Genomic DNA, 22,226 nt, shown 5'->3' with positions numbered 1-22,226 from the left:
ACTTACCCCTTAAGCCTTTTCAAGTCTGCAAAGTCCTGCATTAAATTCAGAAATTTGCGTATTTATATCAAAACCATAGTTAGTAACCGTGTTAGAACTTTCACCTATAGTATAAGGTCTAGTGCCTTCAGGATAATTATAACTTAAATCCACTCCTTGCATAATACCCGCAAAGTTATAAGGCAAGCAAATTCTATCCGGTGTAACAGAATGATTATGCACACATTTTACTTTAATCTTAGTACCTTGCGGTGAATGAATCCACATCATATCTCCATCATTTATACCATATTTTAAGGCAAGTTCAGGGTGAACATTAGCAAACATTTCAGGTGTGATTGCAGCAAGATATTTACTAGTTCTCTCAAGCATACCTGCACCACTTAAATTTACTAAACGCATACTTGAAATGATAGTTGGAAACTCTTTGCTCCAATCTTTCTTTTGTTGCTCGCTGATAAATTTACTCTCAACTCTGAAGTTTTTCTCTTGATCGCCCCAAGTAGGATATTTTTTAACCAAATCCCAACGAGGTGAGTGAATAGGCTCTCTATGTAACGGAATAGGATCTGCAAATTCCCAAACTTTCATTCTAGCTCTTGCATTACCTAAACAGCAAGCACTCTTTTCTCTACATTTTTCTAAAATAATACCTGAAATATCTGTACTCCAGCTAGTGCCCATTAATTCTTTTTCGCTATCACTTAGTTTGATATTAAATACTTTTTCAATATTTGCCTTAGTGATTTGTGGGTAACCACCTTTAACTTTACATCCTTTTGGAGTAAAGGCATCATCTGCTAATTGAGAATGTCCTTCATGCTCCAAACCAAAGCGGTTTCTAAAGCCCATACCGCCTTCTTCATAAGGCACATCAGTATTCCATAATATAGAAGTTCCCGGATGTTGTTCATCCCAACAAGGCCAAGGTAAGCCATAGTATTCGCCTTTAACTTCACCACCAAGACCTCTTTGAGTATCAGGATCAAAATGTTCCCAATTTTGTTGGTGTTTTCTTAAGCGTTCAGCTGAAATACCTCTTAAGCCTATACTTAAAAGACCATTACTCATTTCTCTTGTAGCATCATCAGGCCATATAAAATTATCATCATTATCATCTCTTGTTTGTACAAGCTTATGATCTTTCAATTCCATTTTCATACCGCGAGTGTATTCTTTATAAAAGCCGAATTTTTTAGCAAAAGCAAACATAATCTCTTGATCTTCTTTGCTTTCATAAATTGGTTTTACTACTTGAGAACGCCATTGCATAGCACGATTAGTCGCAGTGACATAACCTTCTGTTTCAAATTGAGTACAAGCAGGGATAATATAAATACCATCGGAACGATCTGCTAAAACTGCTACTTCATTTACAAAAGGTTCAGCGATTACAATCATATCAAGTTTTTTAAGCGCTTCTTGAATTTTTACCGTATGCGCCATAGAAGTAATACCCGTTCCTTGCACCCAAAGCACACGGATAGGTGAGTTAGAATAAGTTTTTTCTTCATGTAAAACGCCTTGCCACCATTTTGCTAGTGAAAAACCTTTTTCATGCATCCATTCTTTAGAATAAAATCTTGAATTTAAATATTCTCTATCTACATTCCAAAAATTAGCAAAATGATTCCACGCATTATCATCAAGCCCATAATAAGCTGGTAAAGTATCAGCCAAACAGCCCATATCAGTAGCACCTTGAACATTATCATGACCTCTAATGATGTTTGTTCCTGCACCTGGTTTGCCTATATTACCAAGAACGAGTTGTAAGATAGCTAGAATTCTTGTGTTGGAGCTACCTACCGAGTGTTGAGTAATACCTAAAGCCCAAAATAGCGTAGCAGGTTTGATTGTAGCTAGCATTCTTGTAATTTTTTCAAGTTGAGCAGCTGGAACGCCTGTTACATCTTCTACAACTTCAGGAGTCCATTTAGCAGCCTCTGCTTTTATTTCTTCAACACCATAAGTTCTAGTTTTGATTAATTCTTTATCTTCCCAACCGTTTTTGAAGATCAAATGAAGCATACCATAAACTAAAGCTATATCTGTGCCTGGACGAATTCTTACATATTCATCAGCATGTACTGCAGTTTTTGTAAATACAGGATCTACAACTACCAATTTAGCATTATTACGATCTTTTGCTTGTAATAAGTGTTTAAATCCGATAGGATTTGCCACAGCAGTATTTGCACCAAAAATAATCATCATTTTTGAGTGTTTAGTCACATCACCAAAATGATTTGTCATAGCGCCATAACCCCATGTATTCGCCACACCGGCGACTGTTGCGCTGTGTCAAATTCTAGCAACGTGGTCTATATTGTTAGTACCCCAAAATGCTGCAAATTTTCTAAAATAATAAGCTTGTTGGTTATTAAATTTAGCCGAACCTAAAAACATAACGCTATCAGGTCCATTTTCTTTACGGATTTCAAGCATTTTATCACCAATTTCATTGATAGCTTGTTCCCAAGTTAAACGTACCCATTTGCCATTTTCTTTTTTCATAGGATATTTAATACGCTGCTTTGATTTAGTAAGATCGATTTGATCTATCCCTTTACAGCAGTGTGATCCTTGAGAAATAGGATGTTCTATAGCGTTTTCTTGACGCACCCAAACTCCATCTTGTACTTCTGCTTTAATTCCACAGCCTGCACTACAGATACTACAGATTGTTCTAACAATCTTAGAATCTGGATAAGGATTTGCTACTTCTTGTTCACTTGCAGCTCTAATAGCTTTGTTTTCACTACCAAAAGCCGCACTTCCAAGACCAGCAATACCAGCAAGCTTAAGAAAATTTCTTCTTGCTAATGCCATCTTCTTCCTTTCTTAATTAATAAGCTATTTTGTAGTATTTTTCCCAATGCATAGTTTTTCTATAAAGCACTTCTTTTTTAGTACTTTTTCCTAAAACTACGGTATTTTGCTCTTGGTAATCATCTTTAGCTAAAGCATTCACACTTGCCCCAGCTACTACCCCTAAAGCACCAATTTTCAAAGATTTTTTTAAAAAATCCCTTCTTTGATTGGCCTCCATGTTCTCTCCTTTGAAATAAAAGTAAAGAATAACTATAAATACTTATTTTCAAAGTATTTATACACTTAACAAAATAAATTTTGCATATTTTCACTTAAGATTTTATTTAATTTCTATTTTCATAAAAAGATGATTTTGATAATATGTATTTTGGTAACAAAATACATATTAATTTCTATAATTTACTAAGTTCTTCTATATTTGTTTTGCTAAATTTAGTAGGAAGTCTTGGCTCATAAGGAAGTCTTTGTAAAGCCTCATCTGCTATACTTTTACCTTCTTTTTTTATAGGTGCTTGTACTTCCAAATAAGCTCTTTCATTTGCAAAAAAGACTTTCATAATATTGGCAATAGCAATGTAAAAATTTGAGTTTTTGTGGATTTGTAATTTTTCTATAAACTCATCTATTACAGGGTTTATCACAAAACGAAATAATTGCTGTGCAACTTTTAAATCATGCTCAATAATACTTGCCATAAAAGCAAACAAAAAGCCAAATTCATCTTCACTTTGCCTACAATCTTCTTTTTTTCTAAATTTGGTTTTTCTAATGATTTCACAGGCTTGAAGCTTCATTTTGCCATCATCTCTACCCTCATCATAAAAAGAAGCACTAATAGGCACATTCACATAAGAAAAATCAAAAAACACTCCATTTTGTTCTTCTTTAAAACTTGCAAAATCACATACACTAAGTTTTTCAAAATCAAATTTTAAACTATCATCTAAAGGACTTTGAGCTAAAACTAAAACTTGCTCATGCCAAATTTTAAACTCATTTTCATCGATAAAATTAAAAGCTTTTGAAAAAAATTCATAAAAATATTTACGCGAAAGATCAATATCTTGTATCATTAATTTTCCTTGTTATTTTTATTTGATTATAACAAGGAAAATTTAAAAAAATCAAGTGAGATTTTAAAATTTTGTTTTAGAATCGTAAGTAAACGATGGATTGATTTGTTTTTTATCGCTTAGTTCTTTATACCAATAAGAATGTAAAATATAAACTTCCTCTTCTTCTTTATAACCACTAATCATAGAGTGGATACTTCCTTTAATAGCAAATACGGCCATATAAATATGAATAGCAAAAAATACTGCACATAAAATACCCAAAATATTATGGATGATAGCTGAAGCTCTTAAAATATCTATATGAGAAATGCCAAAAATAGATTGCAAAGAAGTAGAATTAAAATCAAGGAAAAACATAAACGCACCAGTGATTATCATCAAAAAGCCACCAAAAACAGCTATATAATACCAAGATTTTTGACCAAAGTTAAACTTACCCGCAGGCACAGGTTTTTTCTCTTTGCTTAAATATCCACCTACTATCATCATCCATCTTAAATCATAACTTGCAGGAAGCATTCTTTTAATCCAACACAAAAGCATAGGAATGATGGAAATGATAAATAAAATAGTAGCAATACCATGTAAGTTTTTACACATTCTTACAAAAAATCCACCGCCAAAATACGATCCAAAAATCATAATAAGTCCGGTTGGTACAAGGATAATCCAAGAGATTGCTGCTACAAAATGAAACAATCTTTCAAATACTGAAAAAGCGTAAATTTTCTTACCATCATGAGAAAATTTCTTTGGACCTATGACCATATAATGCAAAGCAAAAGCTGAAATTACGACTATAAGTATAATCAAAACAGCACTTGCAATATACTCACCTTGCAGTTTAGTCCACAAAGCACCAAAATTTTGATAACTTTCTATATTCATCACTCTTTGCACATCCCAAATTTGAGTATTTTTAACTTCAAAATTTTCTTGAGCAAATAGAAAGTTAAAACAGGCTAAAAGAGCTAGTATAACTCTATGCATAAATTACTCCTAAACATTACACGCTAGAAAAAGCTTAGCATTGTAGTTTTGTTAATTTTCAGTTTCCATTTTTATTTTAAAAAAAGTTTTATTTAAAAAACATAAATTTGCAAAAAACTACAAAAAAACTCAATTTTTAGTTTCTTTTTGAATAATTTTCATAACAAAACTCTCTTATCATAGATAAATTTTCATTCTTATCTAAGAACATTAAATTTGGAAGTCTTACTCCATTAAAAGTAGTGTTTTTAACTATGGAATAATGAATTTGATCTAAAAATACTATTTTTTGTCCTATTTTTAACTCTTGATTAAAAGCATACTCACCCATGATATCCCCTGCTAAGCAAGTATTACCACCAAGTAAATAAGCAAATTCATTTTCTTTTAACTCGCTGTAATTTTGTCCATCACGACTTGATAAAATTCTAGCATTTAAAACCTCGCTTGTATAAGGCATAATGATAGTATCTGGCATATGAGCTTCGCTTGAAGTATCTAAAATAGCTATTTTTTTCTCATTTTCTACTATATCTATTACACTTGCAACTAAAGTCCCGCACTGCCAACCCACAGCCTCACCTGGCTCAAGATACACTTGCACACCGTATTTATCGCTAAATTTTTTACAAAGATCAATTAGTTTTTGCGTGTCATAACCTTCTTTAGTAATATGATGACCTCCACCAAAATTAACCCATTTCATATTTTTAATAAATTTTGAAAATTTAGCCTCAAAAGCATTTAATACAAGCTCTAAAGAATGCGCACTTTCTTCACACAAAGCATGAAAATGAAGCCCACTTAAAGCACTTAAATCTTCATTTTCAAAATCAATCGCACGAATTCCTAATCTTGAAAATCTACCACAAGGATTATAAAGTTCTTTTGGAGCCACTGAAAGCTCTGGATTACAACGCAAACCAAGAGACTTTTTACTCGCTTTGTCTTTAAATTTTTTAAACTGATTAAAAGAATTAAATACTATATGGTGTGAAAGATCTATGATTTCATCTATTTCATCATCTTTAAAAGCAGGTGAAAAAGTATGAATTTCTTTGTTCATATATTCTTTTGCAAATTTAGCTTCCCAAAGCCCACTGCAAGTACAACCTGATAGATACTCACCGACTATATCCATAGCACCTGAAAAAGCAAAACCTTTTAGAGCAAGCAAGACTTTTGCTCCACTTTGCTCACTCACTTTAGCTAAAAGCTCACAATTTTTTCTAAGCTTGTCTTCTTCTAAAATATAAGCAGGGGTTTGAAAGTCTTTATCTAAATGATTTTTAATTAGCATTATTTGTCCTTAATTTTTGATTTAAAACCACTTGTATAACAAATCATATTAAAATTATATCTTGTTTTTATAATTTACAATCATTAATCAAACAATAGCTATAATCAAAATCCAAATCAAAATTAATTTAGGAGTAAAAATTTAATGGATAGAAGGTTATTTTTAAAATTTAATGCTTTAGGTTTAGCAAGTATTAGCAGTGCTTATGCAATGGGGGATCATTCTCATCATAATATGCACTCAAAACATACACAAAAAGATACAAAAGAAATCAATACTTCTTTTATAAAACTAGAAAATCCAAACATTAAACTACTCGATGAAAAAGACTTTCCTAGCGGACAAACATTAGCAAATTTAAAACTTCTAAAAAACACAAGTACAAAGAAAAATTTCTTTAGATCAAGTATAGAAATCAAAGAAAGTCAAATAGAGCTTGTTAAAGGTAAAAAAACAAAATGCTTTACTTACAATGGCTCTATACCTGGACCTAAAATAGAAGTTTATGAAGGTGATACTGTAGAAATTTTGGTAAAAAATAGTTTAAAAGAGCCAACTACTATCCACTGGCATGGACTTGACATACCACCTGAGCAAGATGGCAACCCACACGATCCTATCATGCCTGGTAGAGAAAGAATTTATCGCTTTAAACTTGGAGAAAATTCAGCAGGAACCTACTGGTATCATCCACACCCACACTACACCACAGCAAAGCAAGTTTATAAAGGCTTAGCAGGGGTATTTGTAGTAAAAGCTAAAAAAGATGCGTTGTCGCATTTACAAGAACAAGATTGGGTGATTAGTGATTTGCGTTTAGATGAAAACGCACAAATTCCTGATAATAATTTATTTGATTGGCTAAATGGCAGAGAAGGAAATTTAGTTCTTATCAATGGACAATTAAAACCAAAAATAACACTTGACAAAGCTCAAAGAATTCGTATTTATAATTTTTGTGCGGCAAGATATTTAAATTTACGCATTAAAGGTGCTAAATTTATTTTAGTAGGAACTGATGGAGGGCTTATAGAAAAAGGTGTTGAATTAGATGAGTTATTTTTAAGTCCTGCTTCAAGAGTAGAAGTGCTAATCAAAGCAAGTAAGGGTGAATTTAAACTTGAAAGTACTTATTATGACCGCGATAAAATGCTTGTTAAAGAAGAACCTTACACTCTTATGTTAGCTGATCTTAAAGTAGAAAAAACTATAGAAAACATACCTGAAAAGCTACGAGAATTTCCACCTTTAAAAGAAGCTACAAGCTTTAAAGAAGTGATTATGAGTGAAGATCATATGCAAATGCATGGTATTAGTAAAAAAAGTGAAGAAGAAATCAAAAAAAGCCTTGCCTCTATGTTTTTAATCAATGGTAAAACATTTGATATGAATAGAACGGATTTAACCTCAAAATTAAATGAAGTAGAAGAATGGGTAATAAAAAACAAATCGCATATGGATCATCCTTTCCATATACATGGAACACAATTTGAACTCATATCTTCTAAATTTAAGGGTAAAATAACAAAAGCAAAATTCAGAGCATTGCAAGATACGATTAATGTAAGACCTGGAGAAGAATTAAGACTTAGAATGAGTCAAAAATTTACCGGTATTAGAATGTTTCACTGCCATATTTTAGAGCATGAAGATCTTGGAATGATGGGAATTTTAGAAATCAAAGAATAAAGGTAAAAAAAATGGTAAAAGTTGAATTTCTAGGGCCAATTAACAAAGAAAGCTTAGAACTAAATGTAAGTAATCTTAAAGAATTAAAAGCAATTTTAGGGCAAGATGAAAGCTTAAAAGAATGGCTTGAACTTTGTGCAGTTGCTTTAAATGATGAAATGGTTTTTGATGATGAAACTACCTTAAAAGATGGGGATAAAATTTGTTTATTACCACCGGTTTGTGGAGGATGAGTTATGTTTGAATTACATCAAGGAGCCTTAGAAATTCCTAGCATTTATGCTAGATGGTATGAATATGCTAAAGATAAAAACTGCGGAGCTTTAATCACATTTTGCGGTATAGTGAGGGCTGAAGATGAGATTGAGGCTTTGAGTTTTGATATATATGAGCCTTTATTAAAAACTTGGTTTGAAAAATGGTGCCAAAAACTTGCAAATGAAAATGTAAGCTTGATGTTTGCTCACTCTATCGGTGAAGTTAAGGTGCATGAGAGTTCTTATTTTGCTGGGGTTTTAAGTAAGCAAAGAAAATTAGGACTTAAGTTAATTAATGATTTTGTAGAAGATTTTAAAGCAAGTGCGCCTATATGGAAATATGATATCATTAATGGCGAAAAAATTTATGCCAAAGAACGCTCTTTGAAACTTCAAGGAGCAGGAATTTTAAGCACTAAGGACTAAAATGCTAACTTCTTATAGTCAAAGTTTAGACATACTTCATTCACACATACAAGCATATGAAAAGATAGAAAATATCGCTTTAACACAGTGCTTAGATAGAATTTTAGCCATAGACATCAAAGCTTCTACTAACAACCCTCAATTTCCTACTGCTTCTATGGATGGCTATGCGATTAAATTTAGTGAGCAAGATGAGCCTTTGTCTATCATAGGCGAAGTACCTGCGGGAATTTTTCCAAGCTTTAAAATACAAAATAAAGAATGTGTTAAAACCTTTACAGGCTCTTTGATGAGTGAAGGTTGTGATACCTTAGTGCCTGTGGAAAAAGTTGAAGTTAAAAATGGTGTGATTTATATAAAAGAAAAAGTTCCACAAGGCTTTGCTGTAAGAAAGGTGGGCGAGAGCTACACCGAAGGTGAAATTTTACTCACAAAAGGCACAAAGCTAGGCTATAGCGAGATAGCACTTTTAGCTGAGCTTGGATATTTTCACATTAGTGTATTTGCTAAACCTATCATAGGCGTGCTAAGTAGTGGAAGTGAAATCAAAGACTTAGGCGAAAGCTTGGAGCACTCTGCACAAATTCGCTCATCAAACCATGTAGCCATAGCTAATATGGCAAAAAAACTTGGTGCTGAAGCTAGAATTTTTCCACTTTTAAAAGATGATATGCAAAAAACCCCAAGTGTTTTAAAACAAGCACTTAATGCGTGTGATATTTTAGTTACCACCGGTGGAGTTTCCATGGGGGATTTTGATTTTTTAAAACAAGCTGTTAAAGAGTACGAAGTCATCCTAGACAAAGTCGATGTAAAGCCTGGCAAACACATCAAAATAGCCAAATTTGAAGACAAATTCATCTTTGCTCTACCGGGTTTTCCATACTCGGCTATGGTAATGTTTAATTTATATGTAAGAGAACTTTTAAATGCTTGGCTTTTACAAGAAAAAGACTATGTATTTAAGGCATTTGCAAATACTGACTATAAGAAAAAAAGTCCGCATTTAGAATTTGTAGCTTGTAATGTAGAATTTAAAGACGGAAAAATTTATGCCAATTTAAAAGGCAAAAAACAAGGTTCAAGTGCTATCATAAATAATTTAAACAACAAAGCTGCACTTATGATAGCAAATGATGATATAAAAGAAAATGATTTGGTTGATATAATTTTTATGCCTTAAACAAGTGCTTTTTGAATTTTTTCAAAAAGCATTTTTGCTTGTTTTTGATTTTGCTCTAACTCGCTTAAAATTTCACTCACTTCACGCAAGGTTTTTTCTTCTTTTGTATTTGGATTTTTAGCACTTAAATCATAATTTCTTTCTTCAAGTTCTTTTTTACTTACCAAATAAGAATTAGCCGTGATTTTTCTTTCTTTATAACATTTTAAAAATTCTTGCAAATGCGTGTATTCTAAAGGTTTATTTTTAGTCAATTTAAAAGGTGGTACAAGCTCATAGTAATAGACACTTTCATCATTTTCACCACAAATGCTTCTTTGCCCTTTAGAGAAAAAAAGCACATTAGTTTTTACCGCACTATAAGGTAAAAATATCCCACTTGGCAAGCTTAAAACACATTCAAGATTAAAATTTTCTAGCAAGTCTTTTTTTACACTCACAAAGGCATTTGAATTTTGAAAAAGCACCCCTTCAGGCACTACTATGGCACATCTTCCATTGTTTTTCAAAGACTTTAAAATATGTTGTAAAAACAAAAGCTCAGTAGCGTTTGATTTTACAGGAAAGTTATTTTGAATTTGATCTTTTTCTTTACCACCAAAAGGAGGATTTGCCAAAATCACTTCGTATTTTTCATTTTCAGTTATGTCTGTGATTTTTTTATTTAGAGTATTGGTTTTGATGATATTTGGGGACTTAACCTCATGTAAAATCATATTCATCACACCCATTGCATAACTAAGTGGAGTTTTTTCTTTACCGAACAAGGCATCATTTTGTAAAAATTCAAGTTCCTCCACACTCAAATTTGCTTTTTTCTTTTTTGCCCTATCTTCATAGAGAATATGCAAAAAACTCTCTACTAAAAATCCACAACTCCCACACGCAGGATCGTAAATTCTCTCTTTTGCTTTAGGGTCTAGCACCTCCACCATAGCTCTAACCAAAGGTCTTGGGGTATAAAACTCCCCGCTATTTCCCCCATCACTTCCCATGTCTTTTAAAAGCTTCTCATAAACCTCACCCAAAGCAAATACATCACTTTCTTTGCTAAAACTTAGCTCATCAACTAAATTTATAACCTCTCTTAAAGTATGGCCATTAGCTATGCGGTTGTCTATAAATTCAAAAATTCCGCCTATCTTATACTCTATACTTTTGAAATTTTCATTATCTTTGAAACTTTTTAGGTATGGAAAAAGCTCATCATTCACAAAGCTTAGCAAATCACTTCCACTTAAAGCGTTTTTTACATCAAGCTTTCCTTCACTTGTTTTAGGTGCTGCCCAAGCCCTCCAACTAAATTTTTCTTGCAAAATAGCCCTATAAGGCTTTTCATCTAGCTCAGCTTCTAGCTTTAACTCTTCTTCATAATCATCTAAAAATTTCAAAAAAAGCACCCAGCTAATCTGCTCACTATAATGCATAGCACCGCTTATGCCATCATCGCGTCTTAGAATATCTGTGATTTTATCGATTTTACTTTGCATTTTTATCCTTTAAAGCTTTTAAAATAACCTTATCAAAATCTGACTTATAGTTTTTATCTTGAATAACTCTAAATTTATAAAATTCTTCCTTAGCAAAATCATCTGCTAATTTCTTACTTATTTTGCCATTATCTTTTAAAATTTCTCTTTCATTAAATTCTAAAAAAATATCTAATCTATCTTTCCAATCTTGCATAGTCATAGCTATGTTTTTCTTTGCTCTATCTTCAGCATAGTCAAGATACATACCAACTATACGATTTAACTCTAAAAGTTCATCTTGACTAAGATAATTTTTAGCAATCACCACATCGCTTTGTAAAATTTTTCCTTCAGGGGCATTTTTCCATGTATAAAGTCCCATATTTTCTTTTTTATGATCTGCTCTTTGTTTTATAAGCTCTGCTGCAGTGTGTCCATGTGTAGCAAAATGGAGTTTATTTTGCACACTAGCAAAAAACTCTTTAGTCAATTCATCATTTTTGTCATAATCAATCGCTGTTGTATAAATATCTGTTATCTTTTGATAAAACAACCTTTCGCTAGCTCTTATTTCTCTGATTTCTTCTAAGAGTTCATCAAAATAGTTTTTATTTATCACACTACCATTTTTCAAACGCTCTTTATCTAACACATATCCTTTAATGCTAAATTGTTTTAAGATTGTTGTAGCCCATTGTCTAAACTTTGTGGCTTTATAAGAATTTATTCTATACCCTACACTTATAATAACATCAAGATTATAAAATGCTATCTTCCTTTTAACTTCTCTTTTACCCTCTTTTTGAACTACCGAGATTTCCTCGGAAGTTGAATTTTTATCAAGTTCATTTTCTTTATAGATATTACTAAGGTGTAGATAAATATTATCACTAGAACATTCAAATAACTTAGCCATTAAAGCCACGCTAAGCCATATATCATCATCTTTATAAATCACTTCTAAAAAATCTTCTTGATTTTCTAAACTAAAACTTAAAAAATCCATAGCAAGATTTCGTTTGATGTTTCTTTGCATTTTTATCCTTCAAAAAATATGCTAAAAAAATCAAAAATTTTTAACATATCTAACCCATATGTTAAAATTTGATAAAAATTTTAACATTTATAATCTTCCTTGAAAAGCTTTATCTAGTAAGGACTTTTTAAGCTCTTGTAGATTTTTTATCTGCATTTGATAGTTTTGCTTTAAATTTTTTACATGAGAAGAAAGTTCATCTAAATGCGAAGCGATTTGCTCTTGCTCTTTAAGTGGTGGAATACTGAAAGTATTTTGTTTTAGCACACTAAAATGCCTTCGATATCCTAATAATGGAATATCTTTGTATAATAGTTGAAAAAATAAAAATTTTGTATTAAATCTTTCTATGTCTTTATTTAATAATATTTTTACCCCATCTGCACCAACAATAAAATCAAAATCTATAAATTTTAAAACCCTAGTGTGATCGCCAAAAATTATACATGAGTTATTGCAATTATTTATTTTAAATACTTTTTCATAATTATTTGAATATCCAATAATAAATTTTTTAGATTGATCTATTATGGGTATGCAACCTTTTTCTAAATAATCCTTAGTATTTAATTGATAATTTTTAGAACTTGGGCTGTAAAAAATATTATCGAAATTAAATTTCTCCCAACCTTGTGGGAGTTTGTAGTTTTCCTTAGTATTATCCTTTAAAGGGTTAAAAGCTTTTTGCAAGGCACTTTGGATTAACTCATCTAAATTTAGCAAATCTTGCTCTAAAATTTTAATACTTTCATCTATCTTTGCAAAACTCTCATCTAAAATCCCCACTATCCTTTCTTGCTCTTGTAAAGGTGGTAGTGGGATTTTAATTTGCTTTAATATAGTTAAATTTAGATTATTTTGAGCTACCCCACGCCCCTTACTGCAAATTTCATCTTTTATACTTCTTAAAAAATACATTAAATATAAACTATTTATGTTATTTTCTTTTATATTTATTCCTGCAATAGCTTGATTTGTTGTTGCATCTATATCTAAAATAGCAACCTCACCCAAAGTAGCAAAAATAGAATAAAGTAAAGTTCCTTTTTTAAACAATTTTGCTGAAGAATTTTTTAAACCATCTTCGGTGATAAATTCTTCAGTAGTAGAAATAAATTTTTCTTTAATGTCTTTTATCTTTACCCAAGGTATAGTTCCATTCTCCCAATATTCTTTTTTATTTCTTGACGGAGTTCCACCACTTGAAATTTCAGCAATATCACCAAGTTTTTTAACTTCCCAACCCTGCGGTAATTTTGTCATTGAATAGCTTATTTTATCCATCATTGCTTATACTTCTTACAAGTGCTTTAAATTGATTTTTATCATTTTTTTTCATCATTTTTAAAACAAAACTAGCTATTTTTTTGCTTTCTTCTATATCAATAGGTTGCATCCCCCTGCTAAATATCTCTCTCAAATGCGAATATTCATTGTGATACCTATTTGTAATACTTGCTACCATTTTTTGATAATTTTCGTCAATATTATCACTTTGATATGTATCATTAAAAAATCTTTCGATTAATTCTTGATTTAAACTCTCAAAATTATTTGGATATTTAAAAAATAAATAAATCTCAAGAAATTTTCTTAAATTATTTCCAAAATTATAAACAATGGAAGTTTTTAAATCTTCATTGTGCATATCATCAATATTTTTAAAATTATAGATTTGTTCAAAAAGATAATTAAATTCTGTTGTATATTTTTTCAAGCATTTTGATAGATTTTTAATTTCGCTTGTTTCCATACTTTCTTTGACACTTTTTTCAATAAAATAGTATTGTGGAAACTCATACTCTGTTTTATCGTTTTCATTTTGTTTAGGTTTGCTTTTCTTTAATCTTTTTATATATTTTAAAAAATCTAAATTGTGAGTAGATATAAAAAATTGCTCAAAAGAATCTTTTTTTATTATTTCATTTTCTATTAAAGAAAAAATAAAAAATATATGATTGTTATCAAGACTGGAGATAGGGTCGTCTATCCATATTATAGGATTTTTATCTTTGGTGTTTGCATCTTCCAAACTTGCTACAAAATAACAAAAAGCTACCAAGCTACACTCACCCTCACTTAAATTCTTAGCTTGTTTGCCATTTCTTAAAATTTCAAACTCTCCATTTAATTGTCCTTTATCGTCTTTTTTTGCTTTTAATTCTAATAAATTGTGTCCAAAATATGATTTTAAATATTTATTTATATTGCTTGTAGAAGTTTCTAGATTACTAAGCTTTGCCTTATAATTTTCTATTCTTTTATTTAAAAGGTTTATTTTGTTGTCTTGTGTTTTAATACTTTCATCCAAAGTATTTATATTTTGTTGTAAGGTTTCAATTTCATCTTGTATAGCAAAATAATCGCTATCTTTAGCAAACTTTACTACTTCATTCAATCTTAATCTTTCTCTTGCTTCATTTTGATTTGTTAATAATTTTTCTGTGTATTCATCATTTTCTTTGCATAAATTTTCAATTTTATTTAATATTAAAAATATCTCATCTGAAAAATCATTTATGTTTTCTAATTTTATAGGAGTAAAAACATCTTTTTGTTTTTGCTTTAATTTTTCTTCTATTTTTAATAACTCTTCGTTGTATTTTTCAATACTTACTCCTAGCTGTTCTCTCAAGTCAATAAAACTATCTTTATAGTTAGAATAAAAATTTTCATATTCAATACCTAGCAATAAATTTTTTGATTCTAGTTTATAACTTTCAAAATTATCTAATAAATATTTTAATTCTTTTTCAATCTGTTCTTTTTCTCCACTATCATCTTTTGTGTTGTTTTCAATCCAAGCTATTCTTTCTAATGTTAAAGGATTATTACAAAATTTACATTGCTGTGTAGATGAATGTTTTTTATGAAATTTTAAACCTTCTTCTAACCATTGTCTTAATTCGCTTGTTAAATTTTCTTTAATGATAATTTCTTTTTCAAGAATTTCTGATGAATGTTTTAAAATATTTTGAAAACTATTTTTATTAAAATTGATTGTAAAATTTATATTTTGTTTCTCTTTATCTTCTAAAATTTTTATAAGTTGATTTTGTGTTTCATCGTTAAGAATATAGATATTTACATCATTTTTAATTACAACTAAATCTTTTTCTAAATTTCTCTTGTTATAGTCATTACCTTGTTTTGTCAAATTTGAACTACTTTTTATAACTTTAGCTTTATTTGCAAGGTTTTCATTTAAAGTTTTTATCTTATCTTGTTGTTTTTTAAAAATATCATCTTGATTTATTTGTGTATTTTTTAACTTCTCACATCTTTTTGCTAAAATTTCTTCTCTTTTTTCAATTATTTCATTTATGTTTTTTTGCTCCACCCCTATACTTTTAAAGCCTTTTATATCTCCTTTTTTATCATATAAATAATTTAAATTTTCCTTTACAAAATCACTATTATAAACCCTAATATCTAGATTAGAATTTACCACATTATTTTGGGTTAAAAAACTACCATCTTCTAATTTTATTTTAAAATTTCCATCCAAAAAATCTTCATTATGTTTTTTAAGCTCAAAACTTCTAGCTATCCTTGAAAGTGTAGTTTTACCTGAATAATTTCTACCATAAAAAATATTAATTGTTTTAAATTCTTCAAGATTATTACCCCATTTAAAATTTTTATAAGAGCCAAAATTTATTTCATCAAAATTTAAAATTTTCATTTTTTACCTCGCATAAATCTCCCTTTGTAAATCATCAATGCATTGTTTTAAATTTTCCATACCTTCAAATTCACCCACTAGCTCTTTTACGCTGCCTAAAGAGCTAAGATCTATAAGTGTTTTTAACCCGCTATCAAAGTCTTTTATGCCATACTCTTGATACCTATTTAGTAAAAATTCCACAAGCTTTAAGGCTTTTTCTTTTTGGAAGCGTTTTAAAAATGCACTATTTTTTACATTTAGCACGCGTTCATGGCGTGTTTTGATCTCGCTGTTAAAGCTTAAGTGTGCTAGCACATCATACACATCGCAGTCTTTTTGCTCAAAAATCACTGTCAATTCTTCCAAAACCTGCTCGCTTATGCGGTCTTTTTCAAGTTTTTGTAAAAATTCTTTCCTGCTTGCTTGGTTACTCCAAATCTCGCGTAACCTTGTCTCATCGTTATAAAATTCTGCTAGCTTTCCTACTAAAAATTCCAAAAATTCTTTTGTGCTAAGTGGCTTGTCGCTATCTCCTATGTAGCTTGTCGTTATATCAAGCACTTTTAGTTTGGTGCCTTTTAAATGCACAGTGACTTCTTTTTGCTTGGTTGTTTCTTTAGGGTTGCTTTGCTCTCTTTTGTTTTGTATAGTTTTTACCTCGGTTTTTTCTTCATCTTTGATCTGCTCGCCATCCCATTTAGGATCATAAAAAAGTCTTGTTACTCCGGTAAAATCTAGTATAGTAAAAAAGTCTTTTCCCTCATACACCCTAGTGCCTCTTCCGATGATTTGCTTAAATTCTATGATAGAACCTATATTTGCCAAAAGCACTATGTTGCGGACATTTCTAGCATCTACTCCTGTGGTTAGCATTTTAGAACTAGTGAGTATCACAGGATAGCTTTTGTCATTATCTTGAAACTGCTTTAAGTACTCAAGCCCTATTTTACCCTCATCACTTGTAACCCTCACGCAGTAGTCATCTCTTTTTACACTTTTAAATTTATCAATGGCTCTTTTTACTTCACTTGCATGGGCTTGGTTAGCACAAAAGATGATGGTTTTGTCCATAGGGTTGATGAGCTTTAAAATTTCTTTAGCTAGAAAATCGTTGTATTGAGGTAAGTGAATATTTCTTTCAAATTCATTGATCTTATAAAAGCCTTTTTCTAACTCACCTTCTATGATATCATCAGGGTTGTACACATAGCCTTCACTAAGCGTAGTCGTAACACGCTTAACTTTATAAGGAGTTAAAAAGCCATCTTCTATACCATCTTTAAGACTATACTCATATATACTTTCGCCAAAATACCTATAAGTATCTACATTATCGCTTTTTTTAGGCGTAGCAGTAAGCCCTAAATGCGTGGCCGATGAAAAGTACTCTAACACCCCTGCCCAACTACCTTCTTCATTCGCTCCACCTCTGTGGCATTCATCAATGATGATAAGATCAAAAAAATCTTTAGGATATTGTAAGTAGAATTTGCTTTCTTGTTCTTCATTAGCATTTTCTTGTTCTTTTGAATTTGAAGCTAGACTTTGATAAATTCCAAAAAACACATTTGCACTTGTAGGCACTCTGCCATTATTTTTTCTCAACTCTTGCGCACTCACTGCCACGCAATCACCCTCTATAGGATTAAACTCTCCTAAAGCTTGATCTCTTAAACTCACCCTATCACATAAAAATAATATCTTAGGTTTTTTATCTTGATTTGTTTTATTCCACCTAGCTTCAAGCAAACGATAACACAAAGCAAAGGCTATAGTGGTTTTACCTGTGCCTGTAGCAAGAGTGAGTAAAATTCTATTTTTACCGTTAATCAAAGTTTCTATGACTTTATCAACTGCGATCTTTTGATAATATCTTAATTCTTTTTGGGGTATGTATAATTCTCGCTGTGATAAAAGCTTGTATTGCCATTCTTTTAAATTTCCATAAATCCTAGCAAAAAGCTCATTTGGGGTTGGAAATTTTTCTATATACTCACCGCTTGAAGTTTTTAGGTTGTATTCATAAATTTTATCGCCATTAGTGCTATATACAAATGCTACATTTAAAATTTTAGCATATTCTATGCCTTGAGACAGGCCATCTAAAGGATCTTTGCTTTGTTTTTTAGCTTCTATAATAGCAAGATTATTGTTTTGAAATTTCAACAAATAATCTGCAAATTTTCTTTCGCCTCTTTTATTTCCTATAAGCTTACGCCCATCGGTAAAATAATAATTTCTTATGATATTTTCTTCACTCCAAGAGCTAGCGTGAAGTTTTACATCTATGAGTTTAACTCTAGTATCATCTTCTGAAAAATGCTTAAGTTCCATGGCTTCCTTATGGATAAAAAATTTAAATAATTATACCATAAAAATCAAACCAAAACCCACAAACGCACCTTTAGTATAGTATCTTACTTTATTTTCCCTATTGCAATAAAAACCTAGCTTTATTATAATTTCAAAAACCACAAAGGAGAGAAAATGGACTCAAAAATCTTTTTAGAAAATGGTCGTGTTAAGAGCAAAGGTTATGCTATGCTTAGCAAGGATTCTAAATTTACACCTTTTGAATTTACACGCCATAAAGTAGGTAAAAACGACATCTTAATCGCTATCAAGTACGCAGGAATTTGTCATAGTGACATACACACTGCAAGAAGCGAATGGGGCGAAGCAACCTACCCTTGCGTACCTGGCCATGAAATAGCAGGAGAAGTTATCGCAGTGGGTGAAAATGTGAGTAAATTTAAAGTAGGCGATTATGCTGGGGTTGGGTGCATGGTAAACTCATGCGGAGAGTGCGAAGCATGCAAAAAATCTCAAGAGCAATTTTGCGAAAATGGTAAAACCATCTACACTTATAACTGCAAAGATGTATTTCATGATAATGAAAACACCTATGGAGGTTACTCAAACAACATCGTAGTAAGTGAAAAATTTGCTATCAATGTACCAAAAAATGCACCACTTGAAAAGATAGCGCCTTTGCTGTGTGCGGGTATTACTACCTATTCACCGCTTAAATTTTCAAATATCAAAGAAGGCTCAAGCGTAGCCGTAGCAGGATTTGGTGGGCTTGGTATGATGGCAGTAAAATATGCTGTGAAAATGGGTGCAAAAGTGAGTGTTTTTGCAAGAAATGAAAACAAAAAATCACAAGCTCTAGCTATGGGTGTGAGTAATTTTTATACCGGTACAGACAAAAGCGTGGTAAAAGAAAGATTTGACCTCATCATTTCCACCATACCAACCCCTTATGATCCGCTAGCTTATATGGATTTATTAAAATTTGGTGGTGAGATGGCTATAGTAGGATTACCTCCACATGAAGTAAGTCCTAGCATTAACATCATTCACTTTGTACATAAAGCAGGTAAAAAAGTATATGGCTCGCTTATTGGGGGCATTAAAGAAACTCAAGAAATGCTTGACTTTTCTTTAGAACATGGAATTTATCCTGAAATTGAACTCATCAAACCAAGCGAGATTGACAAAGCTTATGAAAACCTCACTTCAGGAAAAGCCAAATTCCGTTATGTAATCGATATGAGTGAGCAGGATTAATACTCATCAAAAATCACATCGCTAGTATCAAAACCTCTTTGCTTGGCTATTTCAAGCAAAGAGTTTATTTGCTCTTTTGCTAAAATCTCTCTTGATAAAATCCAAAGATATTTTTTATCAGGACTACCTACGATAGAAACTTGATAATTTGTATCAATGTAAATAATCTCATAATTTGGTTTGTTAAAAATATTCATAAATATACTAAATTTAACCGCTAAAGATCTTGGAGATTTTACCCTAGCTTTGCCATTTGCTTGAGAGATTTCTCCATTTTCTTTTGTGCATATATTTTTAACTTTGATTATAGGTGTAGAGCCTTCATACTCTAGCTCATATTCTGCCTTGGCACTTTTGCAAGTTTTTTGAAAAAAAGCAGGTTTTCTAGCCATTTCTAGCCATGTGCCCATGTATTTTTCTAAATTTATACCATCTAATAATTCTATCATTTTTCTTCCTTTTGGTTTACCTCACCCCAATCACACATTGCTTGTAAAATAGGGATTAAACTTTGACCTTTTTTAGCAAGGCGGTATTCTACTTTTGGAGGGATTTGTGGGTATTCTTTACGCGTGATTAAATCATCATTTTCAAGCTCTCTTAAAGTATGTGTTAAAGTCTTAAAAGAAATATTGCCAAGATATCTTTTAAGTTCATTATATCTTACTACTTCATAACGAAATAAACAATATAAAACACTCATCTTATACTTTCCCGAAATCAAAGATAAAGTATAATTAAATCCGCATTCCGTAAAATCGCACTTTTCTTCCATATACTTTCCTTTTATATAGCATCATGCTTTTTTATATTATAATCCAAAATCATTTTTTATCAAAATGAAAACAAATTAAAAATGGTTTCGATGTATTTCATCACAAATCTTATCATTGCTGCTATTGTTGGTGGGGCATGCAGGGCTGCGCTTCATTTATGGAAAAAGAAAAAAGAAAAAGATAGTAGTGAAAAATAATATGTGAAGCAAAATGCTTCACATATATCTATACTAATTGTCTATCATTTTTATGATATTTTAAAATACCCTCTGCACAACGATAAGCCAAAGCTCCAACTGTATCAGTAGGATTATATCCGCTATTGTGCTGAAAATTTCCTGCACCCACAACAAAAAGATTATCCATATCCCAATGTTGCAAATAAGTATTAACAACACTTGTTCGAGGATCAGCACCCATAGTAGTTCCACCCGTATTATGTGTAGATTGATAAGGCACAATACTATAATCTTTTAAATAAGTTCCTTTTTTAATTGATCTCACTCCTTGCATTTTTTTAGCTACTTCAGCTGTTTTATCTGTTATAAATTTATGCAAAGCACGATCTTGATCTGTAAAATTATAAGTAAGTCTTACAAGTGGCGTTCCAAAAGCATCTTTATAGGTTGGATCTAAACTCAAATAGTTACTTTTATGTGGTAAAGATGCGCCTTGCCCTCCCACTGTAATGGCTCTTGTAAAATTATAGTTTAAAGCTTTTTTAAATTCAGCTCCCAAACTTGGAGTTCCTTTTGGCAGAGGAGCTGATTGGATAGGGCGATTTCCAAGTTGCACACTATAAATCATAGCTCCGTGTAAAAACTTCTCTTTTGAGTGATCAAAATTATCCCCATTATAATCATCGCAAGTTGTACCCAAAGCACCTGAGCCCATATATGTATTAAATTGCTCATCAAAAAACGCTGTTGTTCCCATATTGATTTGATAACAATAGTTTTTACCTAAAGTACCTTTGCCTGTATTTGGATCGTATTGCTCACCTATACCACTTACCATTAAAAGCTTAGCATTGTTAAACATATAGCTTGTAAGCACTACAATATCTGCTGGCTGAATATACTCTTTCATAGTTCTAGTATCTACAAACCTAACTCCTGTAGCTTTGCCATCTTTTTTTAGTATTTCTATAACATTACTATGAGTTCTTATAGTATATTTTCCTGTACTCATGGCTTTAGGTATGACAGTATTAATAGGACTAGCCTTAGCACCATACTCACAACCAAAACGCTCACAATAAGCACAATATTGACATGGGGCTAGATCTTGACCATCTGGATTAGTATAACCGCCTTTTGAATTAGCCGCAGGTAATCTAAATGGATGTAATTTCATTTCTTTTGCAGCTTTTTCGAAGCGTTTAAGCATTTTAGTATTTTCTAAAGGTTCTTGCGGATAAGGACTTGATCTAAACAAACCCATTTTTTCAGCAAGTGGGTTTTCTTCTCCACAAATTCCACAGGTTTTTTCAAACTTATCATAATAAGGTTCCATATCTTTATAGGTTAAACCCCAATCTTGCAAGGTATAATCATCACCTAATTTATTACCATATCTTTCAAAACTTTTTGTTTTAATCTCAAAATCATAAGGTAAAAATCTAAAGGTCCAACCATTCCAATGCACCCCTGCACCACCAACATTACTTCCAAGTAAAAAAGATCCCATTTTTCTATATGGTAAAGCTAAACCATTGACATTATGGCGAAAAGTTACTGTATCTTTTGAGCAATCTTGCATTAAACCATAGTTAATACCATATCTCCACTCATCGTGAATCATTGCAAAATTTTCCGTAGTTTGCATCATACCACGCTCTAAGCTCAAGACAGTCAATCCAGCTTTGGTAAGTTCTGCTGCAATTATACCACCTGTCCAACCAGCTCCTACTGTTACCACATCTACTTTTTTTAATACTTCTACCATAA

The 22,226-nt window shown here is 31.3% G+C and carries 18 protein-coding genes; 5 read left to right on the top strand and 13 right to left on the bottom strand.

What is annotated here, in order from left to right:
* Positions 1–9: 9 nt before the first annotated feature.
* The 5 genes from L8W56_RS03750 to nspC form a co-directional block, all read right to left on the bottom strand.
* Positions 10–2,832, bottom strand: a complete 2,823-nt coding sequence (locus L8W56_RS03750; protein WP_263659482.1) for a formate dehydrogenase subunit alpha — start codon at positions 2,830–2,832, stop codon at positions 10–12.
* A gap of 16 nt (positions 2,833–2,848) precedes the next feature.
* On the bottom strand, positions 2,849–3,052 hold the full coding sequence (locus L8W56_RS03745; protein WP_133319416.1) for a twin-arginine translocation signal domain-containing protein: 204 nt from the start codon (positions 3,050–3,052) through the stop codon (positions 2,849–2,851).
* A gap of 175 nt (positions 3,053–3,227) precedes the next feature.
* Entirely contained in the window at positions 3,228–3,908 is a 681-nt protein-coding gene (locus L8W56_RS03740) for a molecular chaperone (RefSeq protein ID WP_133319417.1), read from the bottom strand.
* A 63-nt stretch (positions 3,909–3,971) separates the two neighbouring features.
* A complete protein-coding gene (locus L8W56_RS03735; RefSeq protein WP_039627999.1) occupies positions 3,972–4,901 on the bottom strand; it encodes a formate dehydrogenase subunit gamma in 930 nt (309 codons plus the stop codon).
* Positions 4,902–5,037: 136 nt separating this feature from the next.
* On the bottom strand, positions 5,038–6,201 hold the full coding sequence (gene nspC / locus L8W56_RS03730; protein ID WP_263659481.1) for a carboxynorspermidine decarboxylase: 1,164 nt from the start codon (positions 6,199–6,201) through the stop codon (positions 5,038–5,040).
* Between the two features lie 144 nt (positions 6,202–6,345).
* Here nspC and L8W56_RS03725 point away from each other — a divergent pair, with 144 nt between their 5' ends.
* The 4 genes from L8W56_RS03725 to L8W56_RS03710 are packed head-to-tail and all read left to right on the top strand — an operon-like array spanning position 6,346 to position 9,756.
* Positions 6,346–7,890 (top strand): multicopper oxidase family protein, encoded by a 1,545-nt coding sequence (locus L8W56_RS03725; RefSeq protein ID WP_263659480.1) that lies wholly within the window; start codon positions 6,346–6,348, stop codon positions 7,888–7,890.
* Positions 7,891–7,901: 11 nt separating this feature from the next.
* Positions 7,902–8,123, top strand: coding sequence for a molybdopterin synthase, small subunit (locus L8W56_RS03720; RefSeq protein ID WP_039617593.1), 222 nt, complete (start codon positions 7,902–7,904; stop codon positions 8,121–8,123).
* A gap of 3 nt (positions 8,124–8,126) precedes the next feature.
* Positions 8,127–8,573 carry a molybdopterin synthase catalytic subunit gene (locus L8W56_RS03715; RefSeq protein WP_039627992.1) on the top strand — a complete coding sequence of 149 codons (447 nt, stop codon included), beginning with the start codon at positions 8,127–8,129 and terminating at the stop codon, positions 8,571–8,573.
* Position 8,574: 1 nt separating this feature from the next.
* Complete coding sequence (locus L8W56_RS03710; RefSeq protein WP_263659479.1) at positions 8,575–9,756, top strand: molybdopterin molybdotransferase MoeA; 1,182 nt, start codon at positions 8,575–8,577, stop codon at positions 9,754–9,756.
* On the opposite strand, the gene L8W56_RS03705 is transcribed toward L8W56_RS03710, so the two are convergent.
* From L8W56_RS03705 to hsdR, 5 genes are all read right to left on the bottom strand, one after another.
* Positions 9,753–11,246, bottom strand: a complete 1,494-nt coding sequence (locus L8W56_RS03705; protein ID WP_263659478.1) for a type I restriction-modification system subunit M — start codon at positions 11,244–11,246, stop codon at positions 9,753–9,755. The two genes, L8W56_RS03710 and L8W56_RS03705, sit on opposite strands and share 4 nt — an antisense overlap.
* Complete coding sequence (locus L8W56_RS03700) at positions 11,236–12,264, bottom strand: virulence RhuM family protein (RefSeq protein ID WP_263659477.1); 1,029 nt, start codon at positions 12,262–12,264, stop codon at positions 11,236–11,238. Before L8W56_RS03700 ends, L8W56_RS03705 begins: the two co-directional genes overlap by 11 nt.
* A gap of 87 nt (positions 12,265–12,351) precedes the next feature.
* Complete coding sequence (locus L8W56_RS03695) at positions 12,352–13,527, bottom strand: restriction endonuclease subunit S (protein ID WP_263659476.1); 1,176 nt, start codon at positions 13,525–13,527, stop codon at positions 12,352–12,354.
* A 13-nt stretch (positions 13,528–13,540) separates the two neighbouring features.
* Positions 13,541–15,949 carry an AAA family ATPase gene (locus L8W56_RS03690; protein ID WP_263659475.1) on the bottom strand — a complete coding sequence of 803 codons (2,409 nt, stop codon included), beginning with the start codon at positions 15,947–15,949 and terminating at the stop codon, positions 13,541–13,543.
* 3 nt (positions 15,950–15,952) lie between these two features.
* A complete protein-coding gene (hsdR, locus tag L8W56_RS03685; RefSeq protein ID WP_263659474.1) occupies positions 15,953–18,265 on the bottom strand; it encodes an EcoAI/FtnUII family type I restriction enzme subunit R in 2,313 nt (770 codons plus the stop codon).
* Between the two features lie 153 nt (positions 18,266–18,418).
* On the opposite strand from hsdR, the gene L8W56_RS03680 reads away from it, so the two are divergent.
* Positions 18,419–19,501, top strand: coding sequence for an NAD(P)-dependent alcohol dehydrogenase (locus L8W56_RS03680; protein WP_263659473.1), 1,083 nt, complete (start codon positions 18,419–18,421; stop codon positions 19,499–19,501).
* Here the strand turns inward: L8W56_RS03680 and L8W56_RS03675 are convergent.
* The 3 genes from L8W56_RS03675 to L8W56_RS03665 form a co-directional block, all read right to left on the bottom strand.
* Entirely contained in the window at positions 19,498–19,950 is a 453-nt protein-coding gene (locus L8W56_RS03675; protein WP_263659472.1) for a lipocalin family protein, read from the bottom strand. The two genes, L8W56_RS03680 and L8W56_RS03675, sit on opposite strands and share 4 nt — an antisense overlap.
* Positions 19,947–20,276 carry a MarR family transcription factor RrpA gene (gene rrpA / locus L8W56_RS03670; protein WP_039617585.1) on the bottom strand — a complete coding sequence of 110 codons (330 nt, stop codon included), beginning with the start codon at positions 20,274–20,276 and terminating at the stop codon, positions 19,947–19,949. Before rrpA ends, L8W56_RS03675 begins: the two co-directional genes overlap by 4 nt.
* A gap of 226 nt (positions 20,277–20,502) precedes the next feature.
* The gene (locus tag L8W56_RS03665) at positions 20,503–22,224 is read right to left on the bottom strand and encodes a GMC family oxidoreductase (RefSeq protein WP_263659471.1); all 1,722 of its coding nucleotides are present in this window, start codon (positions 22,222–22,224) and stop codon (positions 20,503–20,505) included.
* Positions 22,225–22,226: the final 2 nt, after the last annotated feature.

The sequence above is a fragment of the Campylobacter sp. IFREMER_LSEM_CL1085 genome (assembly GCF_025772235.1).
Taxonomy (GTDB): domain Bacteria; phylum Campylobacterota; class Campylobacteria; order Campylobacterales; family Campylobacteraceae; genus Campylobacter_D; species Campylobacter_D lari_D.
Note: the sequence above shows the minus strand (reverse complement) of the source record. Positions and strands in the feature narration are given on the sequence as shown.

What these genes read in the sequence shown, in the direction of transcription:
- L8W56_RS03725 (WP_263659480.1), top strand. Translation starts at nt 6,346, where the DNA reads ATGGATAGAAGGTTATTTTTAAAATTTAATGCTTTAGGTTTAGCAAGT.
- L8W56_RS03720 (WP_039617593.1), top strand. Translation starts at nt 7,902, where the DNA reads ATGGTAAAAGTTGAATTTCTAGGGCCAATTAACAAAGAAAGCTTAGAA.
- nspC (WP_263659481.1), bottom strand. Translation starts at nt 6,201, where the DNA reads ATGCTAATTAAAAATCATTTAGATAAAGACTTTCAAACCCCTGCTTAT.
- L8W56_RS03700 (WP_263659477.1), bottom strand. Translation starts at nt 12,264, where the DNA reads ATGCAAAGAAACATCAAACGAAATCTTGCTATGGATTTTTTAAGTTTT.
- L8W56_RS03740 (WP_133319417.1), bottom strand. Translation starts at nt 3,908, where the DNA reads ATGATACAAGATATTGATCTTTCGCGTAAATATTTTTATGAATTTTTT.
- L8W56_RS03710 (WP_263659479.1), top strand. Translation starts at nt 8,575, where the DNA reads ATGCTAACTTCTTATAGTCAAAGTTTAGACATACTTCATTCACACATA.
- L8W56_RS03705 (WP_263659478.1), bottom strand. Translation starts at nt 11,246, where the DNA reads ATGCAAAGTAAAATCGATAAAATCACAGATATTCTAAGACGCGATGAT.
- L8W56_RS03680 (WP_263659473.1), top strand. Translation starts at nt 18,419, where the DNA reads ATGGACTCAAAAATCTTTTTAGAAAATGGTCGTGTTAAGAGCAAAGGT.
- L8W56_RS03695 (WP_263659476.1), bottom strand. Translation starts at nt 13,527, where the DNA reads ATGACAAAATTACCGCAGGGTTGGGAAGTTAAAAAACTTGGTGATATT.
- L8W56_RS03735 (WP_039627999.1), bottom strand. Translation starts at nt 4,901, where the DNA reads ATGCATAGAGTTATACTAGCTCTTTTAGCCTGTTTTAACTTTCTATTT.
- hsdR (WP_263659474.1), bottom strand. Translation starts at nt 18,265, where the DNA reads ATGGAACTTAAGCATTTTTCAGAAGATGATACTAGAGTTAAACTCATA.
- L8W56_RS03690 (WP_263659475.1), bottom strand. Translation starts at nt 15,949, where the DNA reads ATGAAAATTTTAAATTTTGATGAAATAAATTTTGGCTCTTATAAAAAT.
- L8W56_RS03745 (WP_133319416.1), bottom strand. Translation starts at nt 3,052, where the DNA reads ATGGAGGCCAATCAAAGAAGGGATTTTTTAAAAAAATCTTTGAAAATT.
- L8W56_RS03675 (WP_263659472.1), bottom strand. Translation starts at nt 19,950, where the DNA reads ATGATAGAATTATTAGATGGTATAAATTTAGAAAAATACATGGGCACA.
- rrpA (WP_039617585.1), bottom strand. Translation starts at nt 20,276, where the DNA reads ATGGAAGAAAAGTGCGATTTTACGGAATGCGGATTTAATTATACTTTA.
- L8W56_RS03665 (WP_263659471.1), bottom strand. Translation starts at nt 22,224, where the DNA reads ATGGTAGAAGTATTAAAAAAAGTAGATGTGGTAACAGTAGGAGCTGGT.
- L8W56_RS03715 (WP_039627992.1), top strand. Translation starts at nt 8,127, where the DNA reads ATGTTTGAATTACATCAAGGAGCCTTAGAAATTCCTAGCATTTATGCT.